General features: G+C 58.1%; 23 protein-coding genes. 11 read left to right on the forward strand and 12 right to left on the reverse strand.

Annotated features, from left to right (window positions below; genetic code table 11):
* The first annotated feature begins 8 nt into the window (after positions 1–8).
* Together NKK51_RS07940 and glf are read left to right on the forward strand one after the other, a co-directional pair.
* The gene (locus NKK51_RS07940; RefSeq protein WP_023811918.1) at positions 9–1181 is read left to right on the forward strand and encodes a glycosyltransferase family protein; all 1173 of its coding nucleotides are present in this window, start codon (positions 9–11) and stop codon (positions 1179–1181) included.
* A 2-nt stretch (positions 1182–1183) separates the two neighbouring features.
* Entirely contained in the window at positions 1184–2326 is a 1143-nt protein-coding gene (gene glf, locus NKK51_RS07945; protein WP_352552155.1) for a UDP-galactopyranose mutase, read from the forward strand.
* Positions 2327–2412: 86 nt separating this feature from the next.
* On the opposite strand, the gene NKK51_RS07950 is transcribed toward glf, so the two are convergent.
* Positions 2413–3579: a glycoside hydrolase family 26 protein gene (locus tag NKK51_RS07950; RefSeq protein WP_352552157.1), complete on the reverse strand. Its 1167-nt coding sequence runs from the start codon at positions 3577–3579 to the stop codon at positions 2413–2415.
* 205 nt (positions 3580–3784) lie between these two features.
* Between NKK51_RS07950 and NKK51_RS07955 the strand changes: the two genes are divergently transcribed.
* From NKK51_RS07955 to NKK51_RS07970, 4 genes are all read left to right on the forward strand, one after another.
* The gene (locus NKK51_RS07955) at positions 3785–4660 is read left to right on the forward strand and encodes an MBL fold metallo-hydrolase (RefSeq protein ID WP_128305823.1); all 876 of its coding nucleotides are present in this window, start codon (positions 3785–3787) and stop codon (positions 4658–4660) included.
* Positions 4661–4999: 339 nt separating this feature from the next.
* A complete protein-coding gene (locus NKK51_RS07960; RefSeq protein WP_352552159.1) occupies positions 5000–5734 on the forward strand; it encodes a Crp/Fnr family transcriptional regulator in 735 nt (244 codons plus the stop codon).
* A 19-nt stretch (positions 5735–5753) separates the two neighbouring features.
* Positions 5754–5990 (forward strand): DUF6894 family protein, encoded by a 237-nt coding sequence (locus NKK51_RS07965; protein ID WP_127296098.1) that lies wholly within the window; start codon positions 5754–5756, stop codon positions 5988–5990.
* A gap of 195 nt (positions 5991–6185) precedes the next feature.
* Positions 6186–6428 (forward strand): hypothetical protein, encoded by a 243-nt coding sequence (locus NKK51_RS07970; RefSeq protein ID WP_352552161.1) that lies wholly within the window; start codon positions 6186–6188, stop codon positions 6426–6428.
* Between the two features lie 599 nt (positions 6429–7027).
* Here NKK51_RS07970 and NKK51_RS07975 read toward each other — a convergent pair.
* From NKK51_RS07975 to NKK51_RS07985, 3 genes are all read right to left on the reverse strand, one after another.
* Positions 7028–7978 (reverse strand): NAD(P)/FAD-dependent oxidoreductase, encoded by a 951-nt coding sequence (locus NKK51_RS07975; RefSeq protein WP_352552163.1) that lies wholly within the window; start codon positions 7976–7978, stop codon positions 7028–7030.
* A 100-nt stretch (positions 7979–8078) separates the two neighbouring features.
* The gene (locus NKK51_RS07980) at positions 8079–8363 is read right to left on the reverse strand and encodes a DUF6894 family protein (protein ID WP_352552165.1); all 285 of its coding nucleotides are present in this window, start codon (positions 8361–8363) and stop codon (positions 8079–8081) included.
* Between the two features lie 108 nt (positions 8364–8471).
* The gene (locus NKK51_RS07985) at positions 8472–8720 is read right to left on the reverse strand and encodes a hypothetical protein (protein ID WP_127296096.1); all 249 of its coding nucleotides are present in this window, start codon (positions 8718–8720) and stop codon (positions 8472–8474) included.
* Positions 8721–8969: 249 nt separating this feature from the next.
* On the opposite strand from NKK51_RS07985, the gene NKK51_RS07990 reads away from it, so the two are divergent.
* Together NKK51_RS07990 and NKK51_RS07995 are read left to right on the forward strand one after the other, a co-directional pair.
* Positions 8970–9554 (forward strand): low affinity iron permease family protein, encoded by a 585-nt coding sequence (locus NKK51_RS07990; RefSeq protein WP_348625594.1) that lies wholly within the window; start codon positions 8970–8972, stop codon positions 9552–9554.
* Positions 9499–10887 (forward strand): phospholipase D-like domain-containing protein, encoded by a 1389-nt coding sequence (locus tag NKK51_RS07995; RefSeq protein WP_352552167.1) that lies wholly within the window; start codon positions 9499–9501, stop codon positions 10885–10887. The genes NKK51_RS07990 and NKK51_RS07995 overlap by 56 nt, the downstream gene beginning before the upstream one ends.
* Before the next feature lie 114 nt (positions 10888–11001).
* Here the strand turns inward: NKK51_RS07995 and NKK51_RS08000 are convergent, their stop codons facing one another.
* From NKK51_RS08000 to NKK51_RS08020, 5 genes are all read right to left on the reverse strand, one after another.
* Positions 11002–11223 carry a hypothetical protein gene (locus tag NKK51_RS08000; protein ID WP_081734899.1) on the reverse strand — a complete coding sequence of 74 codons (222 nt, stop codon included), beginning with the start codon at positions 11221–11223 and terminating at the stop codon, positions 11002–11004.
* 9 nt (positions 11224–11232) lie between these two features.
* Complete coding sequence (locus NKK51_RS08005) at positions 11233–11433, reverse strand: hypothetical protein (protein WP_352552169.1); 201 nt, start codon at positions 11431–11433, stop codon at positions 11233–11235.
* 744 nt (positions 11434–12177) lie between these two features.
* Positions 12178–12666, reverse strand: a complete 489-nt coding sequence (locus NKK51_RS08010) for a hypothetical protein (protein WP_352552170.1) — start codon at positions 12664–12666, stop codon at positions 12178–12180.
* An 89-nt stretch (positions 12667–12755) separates the two neighbouring features.
* Positions 12756–13001, reverse strand: a complete 246-nt coding sequence (locus tag NKK51_RS08015; protein ID WP_023811904.1) for a hypothetical protein — start codon at positions 12999–13001, stop codon at positions 12756–12758.
* Between the two features lie 253 nt (positions 13002–13254).
* Positions 13255–13533 (reverse strand): hypothetical protein, encoded by a 279-nt coding sequence (locus tag NKK51_RS08020; protein WP_352552171.1) that lies wholly within the window; start codon positions 13531–13533, stop codon positions 13255–13257.
* Between the two features lie 172 nt (positions 13534–13705).
* Here NKK51_RS08020 and NKK51_RS08025 point away from each other — a divergent pair, with 172 nt between their 5' ends.
* The gene (locus tag NKK51_RS08025) at positions 13706–14215 is read left to right on the forward strand and encodes a ferritin-like domain-containing protein (protein WP_128305833.1); all 510 of its coding nucleotides are present in this window, start codon (positions 13706–13708) and stop codon (positions 14213–14215) included.
* A gap of 249 nt (positions 14216–14464) precedes the next feature.
* On the opposite strand, the gene NKK51_RS08030 is transcribed toward NKK51_RS08025, so the two are convergent.
* The gene (locus tag NKK51_RS08030; RefSeq protein WP_352442908.1) at positions 14465–15310 is read right to left on the reverse strand and encodes an SIR2 family NAD-dependent protein deacylase; all 846 of its coding nucleotides are present in this window, start codon (positions 15308–15310) and stop codon (positions 14465–14467) included.
* Positions 15311–15351: 41 nt separating this feature from the next.
* Positions 15352–15660 (reverse strand): hypothetical protein, encoded by a 309-nt coding sequence (locus NKK51_RS08035; RefSeq protein WP_023811900.1) that lies wholly within the window; start codon positions 15658–15660, stop codon positions 15352–15354.
* A gap of 564 nt (positions 15661–16224) precedes the next feature.
* Here NKK51_RS08035 and NKK51_RS08040 point away from each other — a divergent pair.
* A complete protein-coding gene (locus NKK51_RS08040; RefSeq protein ID WP_352552173.1) occupies positions 16225–16443 on the forward strand; it encodes a hypothetical protein in 219 nt (72 codons plus the stop codon).
* Entirely contained in the window at positions 16440–16940 is a 501-nt protein-coding gene (locus NKK51_RS08045) for a metallophosphoesterase family protein (RefSeq protein WP_023811899.1), read from the forward strand. The genes NKK51_RS08040 and NKK51_RS08045 overlap by 4 nt, the downstream gene beginning before the upstream one ends.
* Before the next feature lie 267 nt (positions 16941–17207).
* Here NKK51_RS08045 and NKK51_RS08050 read toward each other — a convergent pair whose 3' ends face one another.
* The gene (locus tag NKK51_RS08050) at positions 17208–17639 is read right to left on the reverse strand and encodes a hypothetical protein (protein ID WP_023811898.1); all 432 of its coding nucleotides are present in this window, start codon (positions 17637–17639) and stop codon (positions 17208–17210) included.
* Between the last annotated feature and the right edge of the window lie 160 nt (positions 17640–17799).

Below are 17799 nucleotides of genomic sequence, written 5' to 3' on the forward strand. Positions count from 1 at the left end.
AATCTTCAATGGAAGCAGCCTTGGGTGGGGCAGTCGCCAGTAACCGCGCTGGCAGGGAAAATCTACTGGTTTGCTTCTCCCATTTGCGGTGGAATTTCGTTCATCAACGCCCGCAACATATCCTCAGTCTCGCCTCCATGCAGCAGAGAGTGGTCTACTTCGAAGAGCCTGTTTTCGAAGACCTGCCACAGCCGCTGATGCGGACGAGCGAGGCAGCGCCAAGCATTCTAATTGTGACGCCAGTGCTTCCGCTCGGCATGTCGGCCGCGAAAGCAGATGCCGTCCAGCGGAGATTTGTCCAGCAGATCATAGCTTCAATGCCGCACAGCCGGTTGATCGCTTGGTACTACACGCCGATGGCTCTGCGCTTCACCGAGCACCTCGACCCAGACATATGCATCTATGACTGCATGGACGAACTCTCCGCATTCAAGAATGCGCCGCCCGAGCTGGGGCAGATGGAAAAGGCCCTGCTGCGCCGCGCCGATCTCGTTTTCACCGGAGGCCTAAGCCTGTTCGAGACCAAGCGTCACCTGCATCACGCGATCTTCCCTTTTCCTAGCAGCATCGATGTGAAGCACTTTCACACTGCGAGACGCCCAGGAAAGGAGCCAACCGACCAGGCCGGCATTCCTCATCCGAGGGTCGGATATTTCGGAGTTATCGACGAGCGGCTGGACGTCGAGCTCGTAGCGCAGGCGGCGGAGACTATGTCGGACGTGCATTTCGTGATGCTTGGCCCGGTCGTCAAGATCGACCCCGCAACCCTGCCCAGAGCCGAAAACCTGCATTGGTTGGGCGCGAAGGCCTACTGCGACCTGCCCCACTATATGCGCCATTGGGATGCCGGTTGGATGCCGTTTGCACTCAACGAAGCGACCCGCTTCATCAGTCCGACCAAGACGCCAGAGTTCCTAGCGGCCGGTCTCCCGGTGATCTCGACGGCAATCGTTGACGTTGTGCGCAGCTACGGCGCTGCTGGACTGGTGGAAATCGCCGACAGTGACGATCTGGAAATCAAGCTGCGCTCCATTCTATTGCGACCTCGTGAGACGTTCCTGCCGCAAGTCGACGCCTATCTTGCGGACATGTCTTGGCAAAAGACATGGAGTGGCATGACCGCTCACATCGAGCGTGCCTATCGAGGTAAGAAGGTCATCCCTCTCCGCAGGAGTGCATAGCCATGTTCGATTGGCTGATCGTCGGCGCGGGATTTGCCGGCAGCGTGCTTGCTGAAAGGATAGCCTCCCAGCGCCACGAAAGTGTTCTCCTGGTCGACCGCCGCAGCCATGTCGGCGGCAACGCCTATGATTGCTATAATGAAGCCGGCATCCTCATCCATCGTTATGGGCCACATATTTTTCACACCAACAGCCAGTCGATCGTGGACTACCTCTCGCAGTTCACGGAATGGCGCACATACGAGCATAGGGTGCTGGCGGCCGTGGATGAGAAACTGCTTCCCATCCCGATCAATCTCGACACGGTAAATCGCCTTTACGGCCTCGACCTGAATTCCACACAGTTGGAGGAGTTCTTCGCGTCGCGGCGCGAAACCGTAGAGGACGTACGAACGGCCGAGGACGTCGTCGTCAGCACGGTGGGACGCGAACTCTATGAGAAATTCTTCCGTGGCTACACCAGGAAGCAATGGGGCGTCGATCCTAGCCAACTGAGCAAATCAGTGACGGCACGAGTGCCGACCAGAACCAACCGCGATGACCGCTATTTTAGCGACAGCTTCCAGAAGATGCCGGCCGGCGGGTACACGAGAATGTTCGAACGCATGCTCGACCATCCGAACATCAAGGTCATGTTGCAGACCGACTTCCGCGAAATTCGTGACGAGATACCATTCAACCACCTGATCTATACCGGCCCGATCGACGAATACTTCGGCTGGCAGCTCGGGCGTCTTCCTTATCGCTCGCTCCGTTTCGAGCACGTCACTCTCGACCAAGAGCAGTTTCAGCCGGTTGCCGTCGTCAACTACCCCCAGACGGAAAATTACACCCGCATCACCGAGTACAAACATCTGACCGGCCAGCAGAACGCGCGGACCAGCCTGACCTACGAATATCCCACCGATATCGGGGACCCGTACTATCCGGTGCCGCGGGCCGAAAACGAAGAGCTCTACAAGCGTTACGAAGCGCTCGGCGCAACCTGTCCCGACGTGTGGTTTGTCGGCCGCCTGGCAACCTACCGCTACTACAACATGGATCAGGTGGTCGGGCAGGCCCTGGCAACCTTCGCCCGCATCCAAAAGAGCGTCCCGGAATGGGCGAGCGCGGGGAAGGCGTCGTTGGCCGAAGGGGCGCTGTAGCTCCCACCTAGACGTACTTGGGAGCATCGGACGTGGCAAAGCGGCGTCAACAGGCGCTCGCAACAGTCCTCGTGCCGCTCATGTATCTAACGCGTCGGGTTCGCCGCGAACAAAGTTTGCTGGCGGGCCAATTCATCCGCGATGGGCGTGCGGACGTGTCGGCTGCCGTCCGCCTGGATGACCGAAAACAATCCCACTTCCGCATGCCGCGAATTGTCCCAGCCCGGATAGGCGGTTATCGGGTATAGGCAAATACCTTCGATTGGCGCTTCGAGACCGATTGCGGCACGCACCTCGTCGCAGACATAATGGAGCCAAGCCGCCCCGCCCGATCCTTCGGAGCCGGTCTCGGCGATGAACATCGGCTTGCCGTATCGATGCGCGACCTCAATCAGCATCTCCGAAAGGGCACGGTACTCGTGATGCCCCATCGGAATCGTCGGCCCGTTTAGGTACCACTGATTGTGTGGGTAGAAATTCAGGCCAACGACATCGACAACATCTTCGCTGCCCCCCAACTCAGGTTCTGCCCGGCCCAGCAGCATGTCGTAAGCTTCGAACTGTCCGAGATGGGCATTTTCGGCCCGGCGCCGTTCGGTCCGCGTTCGGTCGCGAGGAGCAATGTGGATAAGCGGCTCGGCCCAGACAAATCTGCAAGCGGGATCGACCTCCCGCATCGCGCGAACGCCAGCTATTGCAGCTTTCACGAGGTGCCGCTTGAACCATCCCCGCTTCTTCGGACCGACGCGCGGGAAATACCCGACCTCAACAGCCCAGGCGAAAAACGAAATTTCGTTGATTGGGCACAACAGAGGTGCTGTACCGGCGATTGAACGATGAACCCTCACAGCTTCCGCGGCGAACGAGGCATAGGCATCGATGAAATGCATCGACCCCTGATCAACGTGGTCTGGAGATCCGTAGTGGAAAATGTCCCAGATGACCTGGACACCTGCCGATTGCGCTGCTTCGACCATCGGCGTCCAGCTTGACCAGTCATAGGTCCCAGGAGCGGTTTCGATGAGGTGCCAGCGCAAACCGTCGCGGATGGTACGAAGACCGAGTTCGGCGCAACCGCGGTAGTCGCCCAGGGCATGCAAATAATGCGACGTCGCGCGGATAAGATCGAGGCGAACGCCGTCCTTGCGCCGGTGCGACGAGCACTCAAAGCCAGCCATGAAAAAACTGGCGAACGCCGACGTGCCCGCAATCGAAGTCAAGCCATCGCTATCGCTTTGTGCTGCTTCGCTCATGCGGCAACCCCTTCTCATTTGCCATGCTGCACCATCGTCCAGTGTATTACTCAGGGCCAAACCCGGATGGTCGAGCCTTTGTTCCCCGATCGAGCCCACCGAGCCGGTGGAGCAGACAGGAGCCAGGGAACAAGGTGCGCCGAGGCAAGTTCGGGACCGAGCCGTCATCGATTGTCCAGCGGTTACAACGGAGGCAGGGAACAGCATGACCGTTCAGATTCGACTTTCCGACATCGACCATGCCAGGCGCGAGGATCGTGGCGACGGCGTCTGGAGCATCGCGCCGGATTTGGCCTATTTGCGGCTGACAATCGTGAATGTCGTGTTCTTCGGCGCTCCCGGCAGCGGAGATCGAAACTGGGTCCTGATCGATACGGGTTTGCCGACGTCGCGAAGCAGCATCCTGGCGGTCGCTGAAAAGCGCTTTGGAGCCGGCGCGCGGCCCGCCGCGATCATCTTGACCCATGGCCATTTCGACCATGTGGGAGCGGTTGTGGATCTGGCCGGCACATGGGATGCGCCCGTTTTCGCGCACCCGCTCGAGCGTCCCTATTTGGACGGAACCGGGTCCTATCCACCGCCTGATCCTTGGGTGGGGGGCGGCCTGATAGCGCTGCTTTCGCCACTCTTTCCTCGTGGCCCAATCGATCTCGGAGATCGCCTGCAACTCTTGCCGGCCGACGGATCGGTCCCCGGCATGCCCGGATGGCGCTGGCTGCACACGCCCGGGCATGCGCCGGGGCATGTCTCTCTCTGGCGCGAAGAAGACCGCTCGCTGATCGCTGGGGACGCCTTCATCACCACGGGTCAGGAGTCGGTCTATGAAGTCGCCGTTCAGGACTTGGAGATGCATGGTCCACCGCGCTACTTCACACCGGATTGGGATGCGGCGGAAAAATCCGTGAAACAACTGGCTGCGCTGAAGCCGCAGATGGTGATCAGCGGACACGGAGCGCCAGCTGCGGGAGTTGGCATGCGCCAAGCCCTCGACAGACTGGCTGAGCGGTTCACGGCATTCGCCGTGCCGCCGCGGATGAAGTTCGTGCGTGAGCCAGCCACTGTTTCAAATAGCGGAGCTTAGCGGAGCGCCAGGAGCTGTATTGCCGCTCCAAGGTGCTTGCAGATTGTCTCGGCGGAACAACCTCGTAGCGCCAGTTGGGGCATATGTTCCGTTGCGGACGTCAAAGCCTTGCCGAATTGGCGCCAATGGTTATCTCAGCGACAATTTCGAACACAGCCCATGTCATAGGTTAATGCGTGGCTCCGCAGGCTCCCCTATGGGCGGCATAACTGCGGGTTCGATTGTGCGGCGGTCCAATCACCCGCCGAACCGGGCCCGTTCTCCGCCGCCGCTCTGTAATGTCACGGAACTTTCAGCGCGATTGCAAGTTCGATAAATAACATAAGCTAGGTAGCCAATTTGTCTCCCACCTCATCCTCGGATGTACTTATCCGCAAACTCCTGAGCAACTCGGATGTTCGACAGACCGACATCGACGTTTTGAAGAGCATCCCGATCCAGGAGAAGGATTTTTTGCCCAACTACGACCTGGTGCGTGAGGGGGACCGTCCTGTCAGTTCGTTTGTCGTTTTGGATGGCCTGCTCGGTTCCACCAAACTTACCGGCGACGGCAAACGGCAGATTACATCCTTCTTTGTGGCTGGGGATATTCCGGATCTGCACGGACTGCATCTGTCGGTCATGGATTGCAATTTTACGACCCTCACAGCAGCTAGACTGGGCTTCATACGACATGACGCTCTTCGCGCCGTTTGCGAACAGCATCCTCGAATCGCGACGGCTTTTTGGCGGTCGACCCTGATCGATGCAGCTATTTACAGGGAATGGGTCACTAATGTGGGAAGACGCGAGGCATACACGCGCATGGCTCACATATTGTGCGAATTGATTTTTCGCTTGCGCTCGGTTGGACGCATCCAGGATCACGTCGCGGATCTTCCCATTACCCAGGCAGCCCTTGGCGATGCATTGGGCTTGTCCACAGTCCACGTCAACCGAATGCTTCAGGAACTTCGACGTAGAGGCCTCATCGCCACCACAGGATCAAGAGTGCATGTTCTGGATTGGCTTGGCCTCACTCATGCAGGTGATTTCGACACGACCTACCTGCACCAAAGAAACCCTGCAGTTTAGTGGTGACGGATGCTCTCGCATGGCACGATTTTTCTTTGATAGTGGCGATCACGATCTGGTCTTCGAGGACCAAATCGGCATCGAATGTGCCGGTTTGGAGGAGGTGCGCCGCGTGGGCTTCGAGGGCCTTATCGACCTTACGAGAGATGCACTCACTGAGGTGGACGGGCAGCAAGTGTTTGTTGAAGTGCGGAACGAAAACGGCGACAGGATTCTGAGGCTGAGCATCTCGCTTCAGATCAAGTTGATGAGGTGACGTGCGCACCGGACTTGCTGCGTCGAAAAGCTGCCGAGCGCCGGCACACGCCGCGTGGTCGGACAGTCGGACGAAGATGCCGCCGCGATTTGGGACCGACGACAAGTCGGGGCGGGCCCACATGGAAGAAATCGGCAAGGCACAGCCAGAAGGGCATAGCCCGTCCCATACGGCCCAACCGGTGTCGCGTATTTTTTGTATAAAGTTCTGGAACGCGCACTCTCGGCGCTCGTTCATGTTGTCTCAGCAGTGGGTGTCGAAGTGCAACGAAAAGCGAACGAAGCAAGCCGGGTAGCGAAAGGCCAGGAACTTGAGGTCGAACATCTGGTCGAGCTCACGGACATTGATCCCAAGCAGGCCCGAACGCTGCTTCGCAAGCACGGCGCCGATTGGCCGAAGCTCAAAGATGAGGCGGAAGCTCTGAAGAAGGAAGACTAATCGTCACCTTCCCAGCGGTTGGCGAGAAAGCTGTTCTAGCTCATCCTCATCCGTGATCCCCGCTTGGTAGTAGGCCAGAATACGTGATGCGCGGCGTTCCCTCTCGGTTGCGGTTTCGTTTTTGATTTTGCTGCGTGCGAAGACGCGACTGAGTAGGGCAACTTCTGATGGCGTGAAGGCGTCTCTATGCATCGCATCTCAACTCCGCGCGCCGCCCGTCTCGAGAGGGGCCGAGGCGGGCTGAAGCTATGGTTGCAACCTCTGATGCCGGCCAGCAAGAATCGCAGAACAGGTCGTCCGGCGCGCGCTAACGCTGGACGAGAAAGAATGTTCCACGTGTTTTCTTAGATGGAAAGCCCGCCCCGGACAAAGCCGAGACGGGCCGAAGCTGCTTCGGCAGCCTCAAGGCCCAGACACTGAGGGAGGATTGTAGGCCTGCAGCCAAAACCTCGTGCCGCAGTGAATGTTCCGCGGCTGTAACTGTTGGCGGGATCATCTGCTGCGATTGCAGGGCGCGGCAACTTCTTGTCGGCCGGGCTCGAGACGTTTCGACGCGCCGTCAAGCGGCCGACATCCCGATCAGCCGCGTGGTCTCATGTTCATTGAGAAGGCTGATCTGCAAATCCAGTCCGCTCGGCGCTCTCCAGCTCTCTATGGGCATGCGACGCGGCAATGGCAGCCTGTCCAAAAGCGACGGCTATCTGGTTCAACGCTTTGACAACGTCACCGATGGCGTACATGCCGTGGATGGAACTCTGCTGATGCTCGTCGACTGTGACATAGCCGTCTTTACAACATCTTGCGCCAACGGCCTCGGCGAGTTGAGAACGAACCTTGCATCCCAGTGCCAGATAAATGGCATCGAAGCGGTATGACGTCCCATCTTTCAAAATCGCCTCGCAGCCGTCTGCTGCCGGACAGAGCGTGTCGAGAGCGTCACCGACGACTATGCCTCTGGCGCTCGCCGCACGACGAGTGCTGATCGAAAAGTCGGATGCGTCGCTCCCAAGCATCGTTATGAGCGGTGTAAACCGACTGAGAAAAATGGCCTCTTTCAAGGCTCTCACGTCGTGCCCGACGACCGCAATCTTCTGGTCGATCGCCTCATACCCATCGCATACCGGGCAGAGTCGAATGACACCTGCGGCAATTGCCTCGCGTAGACGCGGAATGACGGGTGTCGTGTCGGTGATCCCTGTCGCCAAAAACACCTTGCGTGTCCGGATTGCGCCAATCGAGGTCTCAGTGACGAACCCCCGATAGGCAGGGGCGAGGGAATAGACCTGCCCTCCAACCAGAGTGGCTCCATACAAGGTGGCGTGACGTCGAAGGCGATCCAGAATATCGGCTCCACTTATCCCTTCGGGAAAGCCAGGACAGTTATGGCTCGTTGGGATCAAGGCGGCGCGAGGATCGCCGGCATCGATCACCAGCACGCGATGGCGAAAACGGGCCAGATATTGAGCGGCGGTGAGTCCTGCCGGCCCGCCTCCGACGATCAGGACATCTTCGGTCTCGGCGGCCGGTCGACTGACGTGGCTATCGTGCATGGTTCGGCGCATCACCGGCGAACGATTTGGTTCGTACGATGTTCCAAGGGCGGTGTTCGGGACATCCGGCTCGATGGCGACAGCGTAGAGACACCAGGCTTCAACCCGACCGCAAGACGCCAGGCTCCTCTGTTTCCTTGAACTCTTCCGTATCCTTGGGCGCAGCGACCAGATCCTGGAATCCGACAGTGGCGACGAGATAGCCTGCCTCATCGTAAACCTTCGTCACCCAACTGGTCGGGTCCAAGCCGTCGACAATTCCGTCGAGCATGGCCTCTTTGGCAGCGCGCTTCGCCTCCCTGACAGCCTCATCTCGATCAGCCATATCGGCGAAGATTGCAGGCTGCGACATGCCTTCGATAAACTCGAAGCGAAATTTCGGCATCGGTTGCTCCAGTCGGTGTGCAGCGGATCGGCCATTCTGGCAGGTTTGACGTCAACGCGGCGGTGCCGAAAAGGATGCAGCGGGTGGTGTTCGCATGACCATCCAACGTCAGGCAGCGTTGCTGCGTCCCATCTCCCAATCGTCCCGCCAACGTGCGCGCACGGCAATCATCAGCGTGGCCGCTTCCGTCATTCCTGTTTGGAACAGCCTGATCAACTCTCTTGCGACGGCATAGGCCGCCGCCGTGTCAGGCAAAATGGCAAATTCCTGGCACAGCGCGTCAAATGCCGCGCGAAGGATATTCAGGTCACTGGGGTAGAGAGCTTCTGTGTTCATGCGGATGGGTCGGTTAAGCATCAGGCTCCTCCAAATGGGCGAGAGTGGGACAGTCGCTCCCAAGCAGCGAAACCCGTTACACAGCCGCTGACCACGGCTTTATGCGGGACAGCCCACCAGCTGTCATTAAACTATGATGCACTCGGCCGTTGTTCATGCGTGAAGATGCTCCACGGCCCATTCATCGCTTAACCTTCGCGCAAGGTGTAGACGGCGAAGCGCTATACTCCAGCGACTATAACTCTTCACGGCGCGATGATGGGGCACAACGTGCAGAGAATTTACCAAGCGCAACCGCAGGTGCCGAAGCGGCTGTCCAAATCGCCTCGTCGCCGATATGAGCGTTTGCTGAACCGAACGCTTGGCGAGACTATCCAAATCGAGACCGTTCTCGATGCCGGACGGCATGTGGAGGCCGACGCAGGACACCTGGAAAGCGCGCGCTGCTCAACTGTACCTTTTGTTGATTCATGGCGGGGCGATATAATGCACCGCGGGAACCAGGGGCACTGCCCCGAGTTCTTTGGAATGGCAAATCATCCGGTCACGAGCGCCCTTACCTCAATCGGCACATTGACTTCCCGTCCTGCAGCGTTCCTGGTGTTGCTGGCCTATGCAATCCTTTGGATGATTTTCGAGCGACAGAGCTTGGATTGGCATGGAGCCGCTACATTGTTTACTTGGGCGATGACGCTGTTCATCCAGCGCGCGGAGCACCGCGACACTCAAGCGATCCACGCCAAGCTTGACGAGATTCTGCGGTCAGATCACGCGGCTTCAAACATCACGCGGATCGACGATGAAGAGCCCGAGGAGATCGAGAAACATCGCCATCGCCAGCAGCGGGGCGATTGACGTGCAGCCTTTCGGTTCCGTTGCGTCAGGCGCCCGCAAGAAGACCCCCGGCATTGAGTTCTGGCGAAAGGTGCTCATCTATCTGGCCATTGCCGCTATCGCCAGCCTGCTCACGGTGTTGATCATAAATCTCACTCCAGAGCCGCGCGTTTTACGATCAATCGTTCCCCACCGGTTTGACGCTACGGATCCCCAATTTTCCAAGACGATGAGCAGCTATTCGCAAGGGCAGATGTTCGGTTCCAATGCGGTCCAAACTCTCATCAACGGGGACGAAATATTTCCGTCAATGCTGCAAGCAATCGGGGCGGCTCGATCCAGCGTCGACATGGAGACATATATTTATTGGTCAGGAGCCATCGGCTACGAGTTCGCGATCGCATTGGCGACCAAGGCCAGCGAAGGCGTCGAAGTCCGCGTGAACGTCGACGGGGTTGGCAGCCTTCCCTTCGACGAGGACTTGATCCACATCATGACCACGGCCGGTGTGAGGTTCGAACGCTATCGGCCGCTACGCTGGTATACGTTGGACCGTGTAAACAACCGAACTCATCGCAAGCTGCTGATCGTCGATGGCCGGGTCGCTTTCACTGGCGGGGTCGGCATTGCCGATGATTGGCGCGGGAACGCACGCAACTCAAATGAATGGCGCGACACGCATTACCGGATCGAAGGACCCGCCGTGGCCGCATTCCAGGCGGCGTTCGCCGAAAACTGGCTTGAGATGACCGGCGAGACATTGCAGGGCGCGAAGTTCTACCCTGCAGTTGCGCCCGCTGGTGGGCTCGATGCCCAGCTAGTACTTTCTTCGCAGCCAAACGGCTCGGAGAACATGGAGTTGATGATGTTGGCGGCAATAGCCGCGGCCAAGGATCATCTGCGCATCGGCATGGCCTACTTCGTGCCGGACGACATAGCCCTGCAGCAGATTCTTGATGCAAGGAGGCGAGGCGTCTCGGTCGATGTCATCGTTCCCAATTGGCTGACGGACGTGCCTATAGTGCGAAAGGGCTCACGTTACTTCTGGGGCGAATTGCTCAAGGCCGGTGTGCGCATCTTTGAGTTCCAACCCACAATGTACCATCCGAAGCTTTTGATCGTCGACGATGTCTGGGTGAGCTTTGGCTCGGCTAATTTGGATGAGCGTTCCTTGCGCCTCAACGATGAGGCCACCCTGAATGTCTACGGCATGGAATTCGCGCGGACGCAAATAGACGTTTTCAACGAGGACCTGAAACGATCAAGGCAGGTCAGTGTGGAAGAATGGCAAGCTCGTCCGCTAAGCGAAAAGGTCACCGACTACTTTGCGAGCAGGTTTCGCTCCCAGCTTTAATAATAGCGAGGGTGCGGAGATGCAAAGTCCCCGCAATTGCTCGTCATTGGTATTGATAGACGCTCTCGGTCGAAGTTAAACGCCGTGCCGTGGTTCTGCACGGATGTGGAGAGCCTAAAATACTTCAATCACCTTACGGCTTCTCTTTTTGAGAGCCTGGATGGATTTGCGATGAATTTGCGGTTGCGCCGGCGACGTCTCCACCAGATGCTGTGCAAGCCTTGCTTGTCTCAGCCGCGCCGTCTTCTCGGCCCGTTCCGCTCGTTCAGCGTCCAGCATCTCTTGGCTGATACGCTTGGCGCGGTCGTATCTTTCCTTGTCGTGATTGCGAGTCACGGACACCTCCTAGCCAGCAACAGAAATCCTGCGAAACTTTTTGGTGACACGTGGCTTGCGTTCGATGGGACCGCGCGTGACGGCTTGTGCGAGGCGCGCTTCCTTCAATCGCGCCGTCTTGGCGGCGCGCTCAGCATGTTCCATGTCGACAATAAGTGCTGCAGCCGATGTGGTCTTCTCGTTGCGACCGTCATCATTGGTCCGCGGCATCTCAGCGCCTCGCCTTAATTCTTGTCGCCCGCAGTGCCATTTTGTACCCGGGTCGTGCTCTAACCTGGTCTATCGTCCTCTTGGCGGAGCTTTTGCCTGCATGAGCCGGCTTCTTGCGCAGGTGGTTGTCGTTGTCCGCTCGTGGGATGGCCATCTCGGTTCTCCTATGCGGGCCCAACTTCGAAATGGCGGAAGTGTTCCCAGCCAACTCGCAAGTTGCTGGGCTATTTTCGGATGCAGCGGCGGATCCAAGGCATGCGATCCGGGCCTGGCGTCGTTTGCCAACTCGCGTCCAGCGATTGATAACGACCCACCTTGCAGGTGCGCGAATGAGCAGCGGGACTGCTCGAGGCAGGTTCATAGCTGATTTCACGCTTGGAACACGTTGTCGGTCTTTAGGTTGTCCAAACGGCGTGATGCCGCAGGTGTCTACGATGAACTTTCCTCGCGACGCGATGGTTCAGACTTTGCTGCAGCAAGGGATCCCGCGGAAACGCATAAGCTCGGCATTGCAGGGAATTCGGCGCTAGGGTCGTTGAACCACTACCGGGTGTGTCTGCAGTCAACCTTACAGGCAGCCGCAGGTCCAGACGAGGAGCACGGTTCCAAGCGCATACGGGACAAGAAGCAAACCTATCGACACCCAGAAAGCCGGCTCTGCCAAGGCGGCCATGTCCTTGCGAAACTGCTCCATAGGGCTACCCCGACAACTTCGACAAACGAATAGAGCTAACCTGATAAAACCTATGGCCCGCTTTTGGCATCTTCGACCTCCAGCGCATCCATGACGGCTGCCACATCGCTGGCTTCTCCGTCGACGCCACCATGCACCCCAGTTCCGGCATTCTTTAGCGCTTGCTCGATCGCATCTTCAATGTTTCCAAGCTCGTCCTCACGCACCTCGCGACCATAACCGGCCGCTTCGGCATCCTGCTCGAATTGCTGGACAAGCACGGCGAAGCTCACTTCCTCTTTGCCAGCAAGAGTGCCGACATTCTCCTGCAGCCAGGTTTCAAAAAACACTTTGGTCGCGTTCATCGGATAACTCCTCCGCCGGATTAAGCGCGGCGGCGATCCGAAGTTCCGCAATGTCGTCACTTTCCCAATCAGCAAGGGGATATGCTCATGGTGGGCTTGATGATCGCGATAATGGCTCCAGCCATCCCCATCTGCGTATCGGAGCAAGGCCGCCGGATGCCAGTTTGCGCCCACCGAGCGCTCGTCGATCCGCATGCTCCCATCTTCGATCGGTCTGCATGGAACTATTGCCCGCTCCGTTGCGCAAGGCTGCCCCGGCGGTCGTTGTTCGCCTTCCCGCTATTCTATCCCGACATTCCGGATTGTATCACCTCATCAGCCGACAACCGGTCAGACATCGCTGCACTGTTGGTCTGGTCCATCCCGAACTGAGCGACCTGAATCATCATAGCCTTGGCCTTTGCGATGAGTTCGTCGTCGGGAAGACTATGCCCGGCCTGCAGGGTGACTGTAATCCACTCGCCGCCCTCCCCGCGGAATTCCACGACCGGAGCCTGGTCTCGGCTGACGACAATTTCCATCATCTGCATAAGAACCTCCTCGTGCTTCGACTATGGCGGCCAGCCGAAACTCAACGCAGCTCGGCCGTCTAATCCTTGACATAAGCCCCAGGCTGACGACCGCCTTTGGGCGCCTTGGCGTCTTTCGAATGCTCGGCCATCGCAGGACCTGCTCCAGAGGTTTTCTCTGCGGCCGGTGAAGGTGTCGCCTGCTTTGGCGGGCCCCTGCCACCCGATTTTTCGGGACGGGGTGATATGCCAACTGAAGAATTGTCTGAAGAAGTCATGGCTCGTTTACTTGGTTGCGAAATTCCATTACCAACCTGCGAAACGCCGTGACGTTCCATTGCAATTCGTTCGTGAAAACAAGAACTCCGCTGGTGAACCCGGGGCCTCGCTGAGCCAACGGGCTGTTTTCGCAAGACAAACGGTAAATGCCGGCCAGCTCGGGCAAGACAGAGCTTAGCCTGACACATGGCAGCGTGGCAGCAGAATACGAGCCAACACGAAACTCGTAGAGATACCCATCGCCGAACGCGGTGACGGCAGCAGCTTCGGTCATTCTGCAGAATGCGTTTCCAGCGCCGCGGCAATGCCCATCGCCCGAGGTCCAGCAGCCTGAATTCAGCGCCGACCAGCAAAAGGCTCGCGATACAGGCCGAGGCCGCAGTTCAACCGATGAGGAACAATATCTCCCTTTGAAAGTTCTGGCCGACCCATGAAGGAGATATGAAATGTCAGAATCGCGCGAATGGCTTGTCCAATGGCTCAGGGATGCTCACGCCATGGAAGAGCAGGCCGAGACCATGTTGAATGGGCAGTTGAACCGAATTGAGAACTATCCTGAGCTCAGCGAACGGATTCGCCAGCACGTCCAGGAGACCAGGCAGCAGGCTGCTCGGCTGGAAACCTGTCTCGACCGCATCGGACAAGGATCTTCCACACTGAAGGATGCCGGCGGCAAGCTGACGGCGATGGCGCAGTCGCTCAGCGGGGTCTTCGCCGGTGACGAAGTGATGAAAGGATCGCTTGCAAGCTACACGTTCGAGCACATGGAAATCGCCTCCTACACAATCCTTATCGCCGCTGCCAAATCTCTGGGTGAAGCAGAGGTCGCCCAGGTCTGCGAAGAGAACCTGCGTGAGGAAGTCGCAATGGCGGACTGGTTGAAAAGCCATATTCCAGCGACAACCGAGCAGTTCCTGGCGCGGGCCGACTCGGAGAGTGAGAACGCCAAGCGTTGATCAGCCGGTAGCGTCATTGCTAAACAAGCTCGCGCCTTGCGCTGAAGCTCGGCGCAAGGCGCATCGAGGTTGAGCCGTTACCGCTGTGAAAGGCACTTCAAAGTAGGCAGCGCGTGAGTAAGTTTTCCGATTAGCTCTCCGTGCCGCGATAGTATCCTTGACGCCAATTGAACTTGAAATTCCGGACGGAATTCTCTGCCATGTGCCGCTCCTTGAGAGCCCGCCGAACTGCCCATCATACGGATGTTGCTATCGCCCACTTTTTGGCGACAGTTCCCCATCCCCAACCATCTCCGCCAGCCGGCTGAGGAAGTCCACCAAAGCAGCTTGCGGCTCGTCGATTTCGCCGACGACGACCGAAATGCCCCAACGCCCAAGAACGGCCTCCTCCACAGGGTTTCGGCTGGTCATGAGGATGAACGAGGGCGGGCGATCTTTCTCATAGCCGGACCGATGCCACGTCTGCCAGAGACGGTGCAACAGCAACCGAATATTTGGGTCGGAAAGGCTATAGCCAATGAAGAGGATCGTGCTGCCGAGTGCATCCGAGCGAAAACGCACGTCCAGCGGAGAATTGAAGGAGAGGCGATCGAGGTAGTCCGTTTCGGTGAGGACGAGGGACGAATCCTCGTCGAAATCACCATGGAACTTGACGATGTGGGTAACGCCTTGGCGGGCCTGCGCTACATCGCGTGCATTGGCCACTTTCACGTAGTCCCGGCCGTATATCTCATAAGCCAGTTCTAGGTTCCGGTCATAATTAGTTGTGTAGATGACAGGGAAGTCGAGCCTCACGATGAGACGATGCAACTCGGATTTCTCGATCCGGTCCTTGGGGACGGACCAGTTTCTGTCCATCCAACTGCGAAGTGGCCCGATGCTGCCATGCTTGATCCGATAGTACTCGGCCAGGGTTTGAAAACGATCGCGTCGCGTGGAAAATTCGTCGTCGACGCCGAGCTCCTTTGCCATTCGCTCTATCAGCTTCTCCCAGGAGGGTAGTCCAACACTGATCGACACCCCTGCCCCAACAAACAGAATTGCGCTGCGATGGCGAATTGCGTTGGCGAGCGAATCTACAGGGTCATCGTTCATCAAGTCTTTTGAGGCCACCCGCGCAGGTCGACCTTCCTCCCTCACATCTGGTCGTTGTTAGGCTGCTTGGTGATCCCCACCTGCCTGGCCAGCTCGGAAAACGGTGGCACACTCGCTTCGAACTGCTTGGTGTTAGCCAGCCGCAAAAGACGCAAAGGGAAACACACTGCGTCGCGGTTAGCAGGCGACATATCCTCGAAGAGGCGCTCATCAACCGTGAACGAGGCTTCGGCGTTTTTCAACGCCGTGTCGATATCATCGACCGAGAGAAGGCCTCTGCGGACCAAGGCGTTATTGACGGCCGCGACCGCCATGAGCAAACCTTCCAATTGCAGGTTGGCGACGTTCATGGGCCATGTCCTTCATATCGTTGGAAGCCCGTCGATAGATAATCCTGCTCCGGAGGCCTTGTGCCGTGCCGGTGATGGGGTTGTCGCTTGCCAGAGCGTTTTGGCTGCGCGGCGGCGCCGGGATTGGCATCTGGTGGCGCCATGGCTTGGATCTCCGCTGGGCTGCTGGACAACTCTCCACATGCCTCGAGGTTCCGGATCGCCATGGCACTACCGTCGGGTGCACGAGGTGATCGAGGTTTGGTCTTCAGACTACGATTCAACAAGCGCGTTACATGGTTCCTCCGCGAGCGCGAGCCGCCTTCGGCAGAAGATGCCAGCCGCGTCCCGCTCTAGCCAAAAGCAACCGTCTGCAAGGCGTTCGGCAACTTTAGAGCTCCGACTGTGCCTCCCAGATGGGCCATATAGAGCCATATAGAAACGACCAAGCTGATGCCTGCTAAGGTCTCGGGATCTCGTTTTATCGGCGACATCAGGCTGCCGCGCTCGGCAGGTCAGCAGATCCGATGGAGGGAACAACCCGGCACGGTGATGGTTCGGTGGCATCAAAGGTGATAGAGAACGATGGGTAAAAAGCCCAAACAGCACACAGAAGCCACGGCGGATCGTGAAAAAGCGATCGAAGCGCTCTACTTTGCGCGCAAGTGCGGCCTCACCAAGGAAGAGGCACTCAAGATGTCAGGGAAGCCCAAATCAGGATCGATGATGGACCCAAAAGGCGCTCCGGCAAGCGAACTTAGAAGCGTTCGTCGAGCGCTCGTCTCAGCCAGCGGCGGCGCATGATCTTCTTCACCTCCGACACGCATTTCAACGATCCCCGCATTCTGCGGCTCGACCCCCGCCCCTTCAGTTCATTGGCGGCGCATGACCAGGCACTGACTGAACTTTGGAACGAGACTATTGCTCCAAGCGACGAGGTTTGGCACCTCGGCGACTTTGCCAGGGGATCGGCCGAGACAGTGTCTTCGCTGCTGTCCTGCCTCCACGGCACCAAGCACCTCATCATCGGCAACAACGACGGCGTGGTAACGCTCCGCGCTTCGGCTTGGGCTAGCGTGCAACACTACAAGGAGCTGACTGTCGAGGGCCGTTTCTTGGTTCTTTGCCACTACCCGTTCCGCACCTGGAACCAGATCGGCAAGAAATCGATAAACCTGCACGGCCATTCTCATGGCCGGCTGAAGCCGATGACGCGCCAGCACGACGTCGGCGTAGACGCCTGGGATTTTCGCCCAGTCACTTTTGCTGCCATACAGGCCAGGCGGCGCCGCCGAGGTTAGCGCAGCAGATGGTCGAACGATCGACGTCTTTACGTGGTGATGCTAGCCGCAAACAGGAATCCAGAAATCCTGCCCCTGGGGTATTGCAGCCTTGCCTGGAACGCACCGCGAGTAAACCGGACCGAGGAGCGCCCCACCCGTCTGCACAGCCGTCACAACCTTTGGGACAGGCGCCGACCCCCGTCGTCACCCCGGCGGCGCGCCACTGGCGCCCAATCGTTCATCCACCTCGCTTGAAACGAGCTTCAATCGCCGTCCTTGGCGATCTCAGTGCCACATTCTCTCTCTAAGCCACTTAAGAAACCTGTTCCCTCCAATCGACCGGCGAACTCTAGCGGCAGCCCACTGCCCTCTGAACGTGGTTCCGACATGGCAACTGCAGACGATGTCATGCAACTCACCGTCAGACAGTTCGAAGAAGCGCTTTGCTTCCCCATAGGTGTCATCCTTCAGGCCTAACGCACGCAGTAGCGGGTCCTCGAAGGCCACTGTAATTGGCGAGCCCTCACCGCGTGCTGCGTCGCGGGCTTCCCGCTTCAGATACTCAGTGCCGGTAAGGGCTCTCAGGCGTCGCTCGGGATGTTGTGCCAGCAACTCTGCCCAGCGCTCAATACGCTGTTGCCGGGTCATGATCGGGTATGTCGAGAGGGGTTCTACTTCTGCAATTGTCTGCAATTGACTTAGAGTTTGGTGTTCCATCGTCGGCTCCTTTTGATCGAAGTCCCTTCCCCACAAAAACTATCGCGCGCCTACGCACTGACAAGAGCCGGTAAGGCGGCCACTTGCCCGACATGGATTGCGAAATGACAAAAACAGCGCATTGCTCCGCCGGCGCGCGAAACGATATCTCATCCCAAAT

Origin of the sequence: Mesorhizobium sp. M0011, assembly GCF_040324155.1 — a bacterium.
Lineage (GTDB): Bacteria > Pseudomonadota > Alphaproteobacteria > Rhizobiales > Rhizobiaceae > Mesorhizobium.

Coding starts and splice junctions, on each gene's coding strand:
- glf (WP_352552155.1), top strand. CDS start 1,184: ATGTTCGATTGGCTGATCGTCGGCGCGGGATTTGCCGGCAGCGTGCTT.
- NKK51_RS08040 (WP_352552173.1), top strand. CDS start 16,225: ATGGGTAAAAAGCCCAAACAGCACACAGAAGCCACGGCGGATCGTGAA.
- NKK51_RS07980 (WP_352552165.1), bottom strand. CDS start 8,363: ATGCCGAAATTTCGCTTCGAGTTTATCGAAGGCATGTCGCAGCCTGCA.
- NKK51_RS08010 (WP_352552170.1), bottom strand. CDS start 12,666: ATGCGGATCGACGAGCGCTCGGTGGGCGCAAACTGGCATCCGGCGGCC.
- NKK51_RS08025 (WP_128305833.1), top strand. CDS start 13,706: ATGTCAGAATCGCGCGAATGGCTTGTCCAATGGCTCAGGGATGCTCAC.
- NKK51_RS07955 (WP_128305823.1), top strand. CDS start 3,785: ATGACCGTTCAGATTCGACTTTCCGACATCGACCATGCCAGGCGCGAG.
- NKK51_RS07985 (WP_127296096.1), bottom strand. CDS start 8,720: ATGCTTAACCGACCCATCCGCATGAACACAGAAGCTCTCTACCCCAGT.
- NKK51_RS08015 (WP_023811904.1), bottom strand. CDS start 13,001: ATGCAGATGATGGAAATTGTCGTCAGCCGAGACCAGGCTCCGGTCGTG.
- NKK51_RS07995 (WP_352552167.1), top strand. CDS start 9,499: ATGAAGAGCCCGAGGAGATCGAGAAACATCGCCATCGCCAGCAGCGGG.
- NKK51_RS08030 (WP_352442908.1), bottom strand. CDS start 15,310: ATGAACGATGACCCTGTAGATTCGCTCGCCAACGCAATTCGCCATCGC.
- NKK51_RS07965 (WP_127296098.1), top strand. CDS start 5,754: ATGGCACGATTTTTCTTTGATAGTGGCGATCACGATCTGGTCTTCGAG.
- NKK51_RS08035 (WP_023811900.1), bottom strand. CDS start 15,660: ATGAACGTCGCCAACCTGCAATTGGAAGGTTTGCTCATGGCGGTCGCG.
- NKK51_RS08020 (WP_352552171.1), bottom strand. CDS start 13,533: ATGACCGAAGCTGCTGCCGTCACCGCGTTCGGCGATGGGTATCTCTAC.
- NKK51_RS08050 (WP_023811898.1), bottom strand. CDS start 17,639: ATGGAACACCAAACTCTAAGTCAATTGCAGACAATTGCAGAAGTAGAA.
- NKK51_RS07950 (WP_352552157.1), bottom strand. CDS start 3,579: ATGAGCGAAGCAGCACAAAGCGATAGCGATGGCTTGACTTCGATTGCG.
- NKK51_RS08005 (WP_352552169.1), bottom strand. CDS start 11,433: ATGCCGCGGACCAATGATGACGGTCGCAACGAGAAGACCACATCGGCT.
- NKK51_RS07975 (WP_352552163.1), bottom strand. CDS start 7,978: ATGCACGATAGCCACGTCAGTCGACCGGCCGCCGAGACCGAAGATGTC.
- NKK51_RS08045 (WP_023811899.1), top strand. CDS start 16,440: ATGATCTTCTTCACCTCCGACACGCATTTCAACGATCCCCGCATTCTG.
- NKK51_RS07940 (WP_023811918.1), top strand. CDS start 9: ATGGAAGCAGCCTTGGGTGGGGCAGTCGCCAGTAACCGCGCTGGCAGG.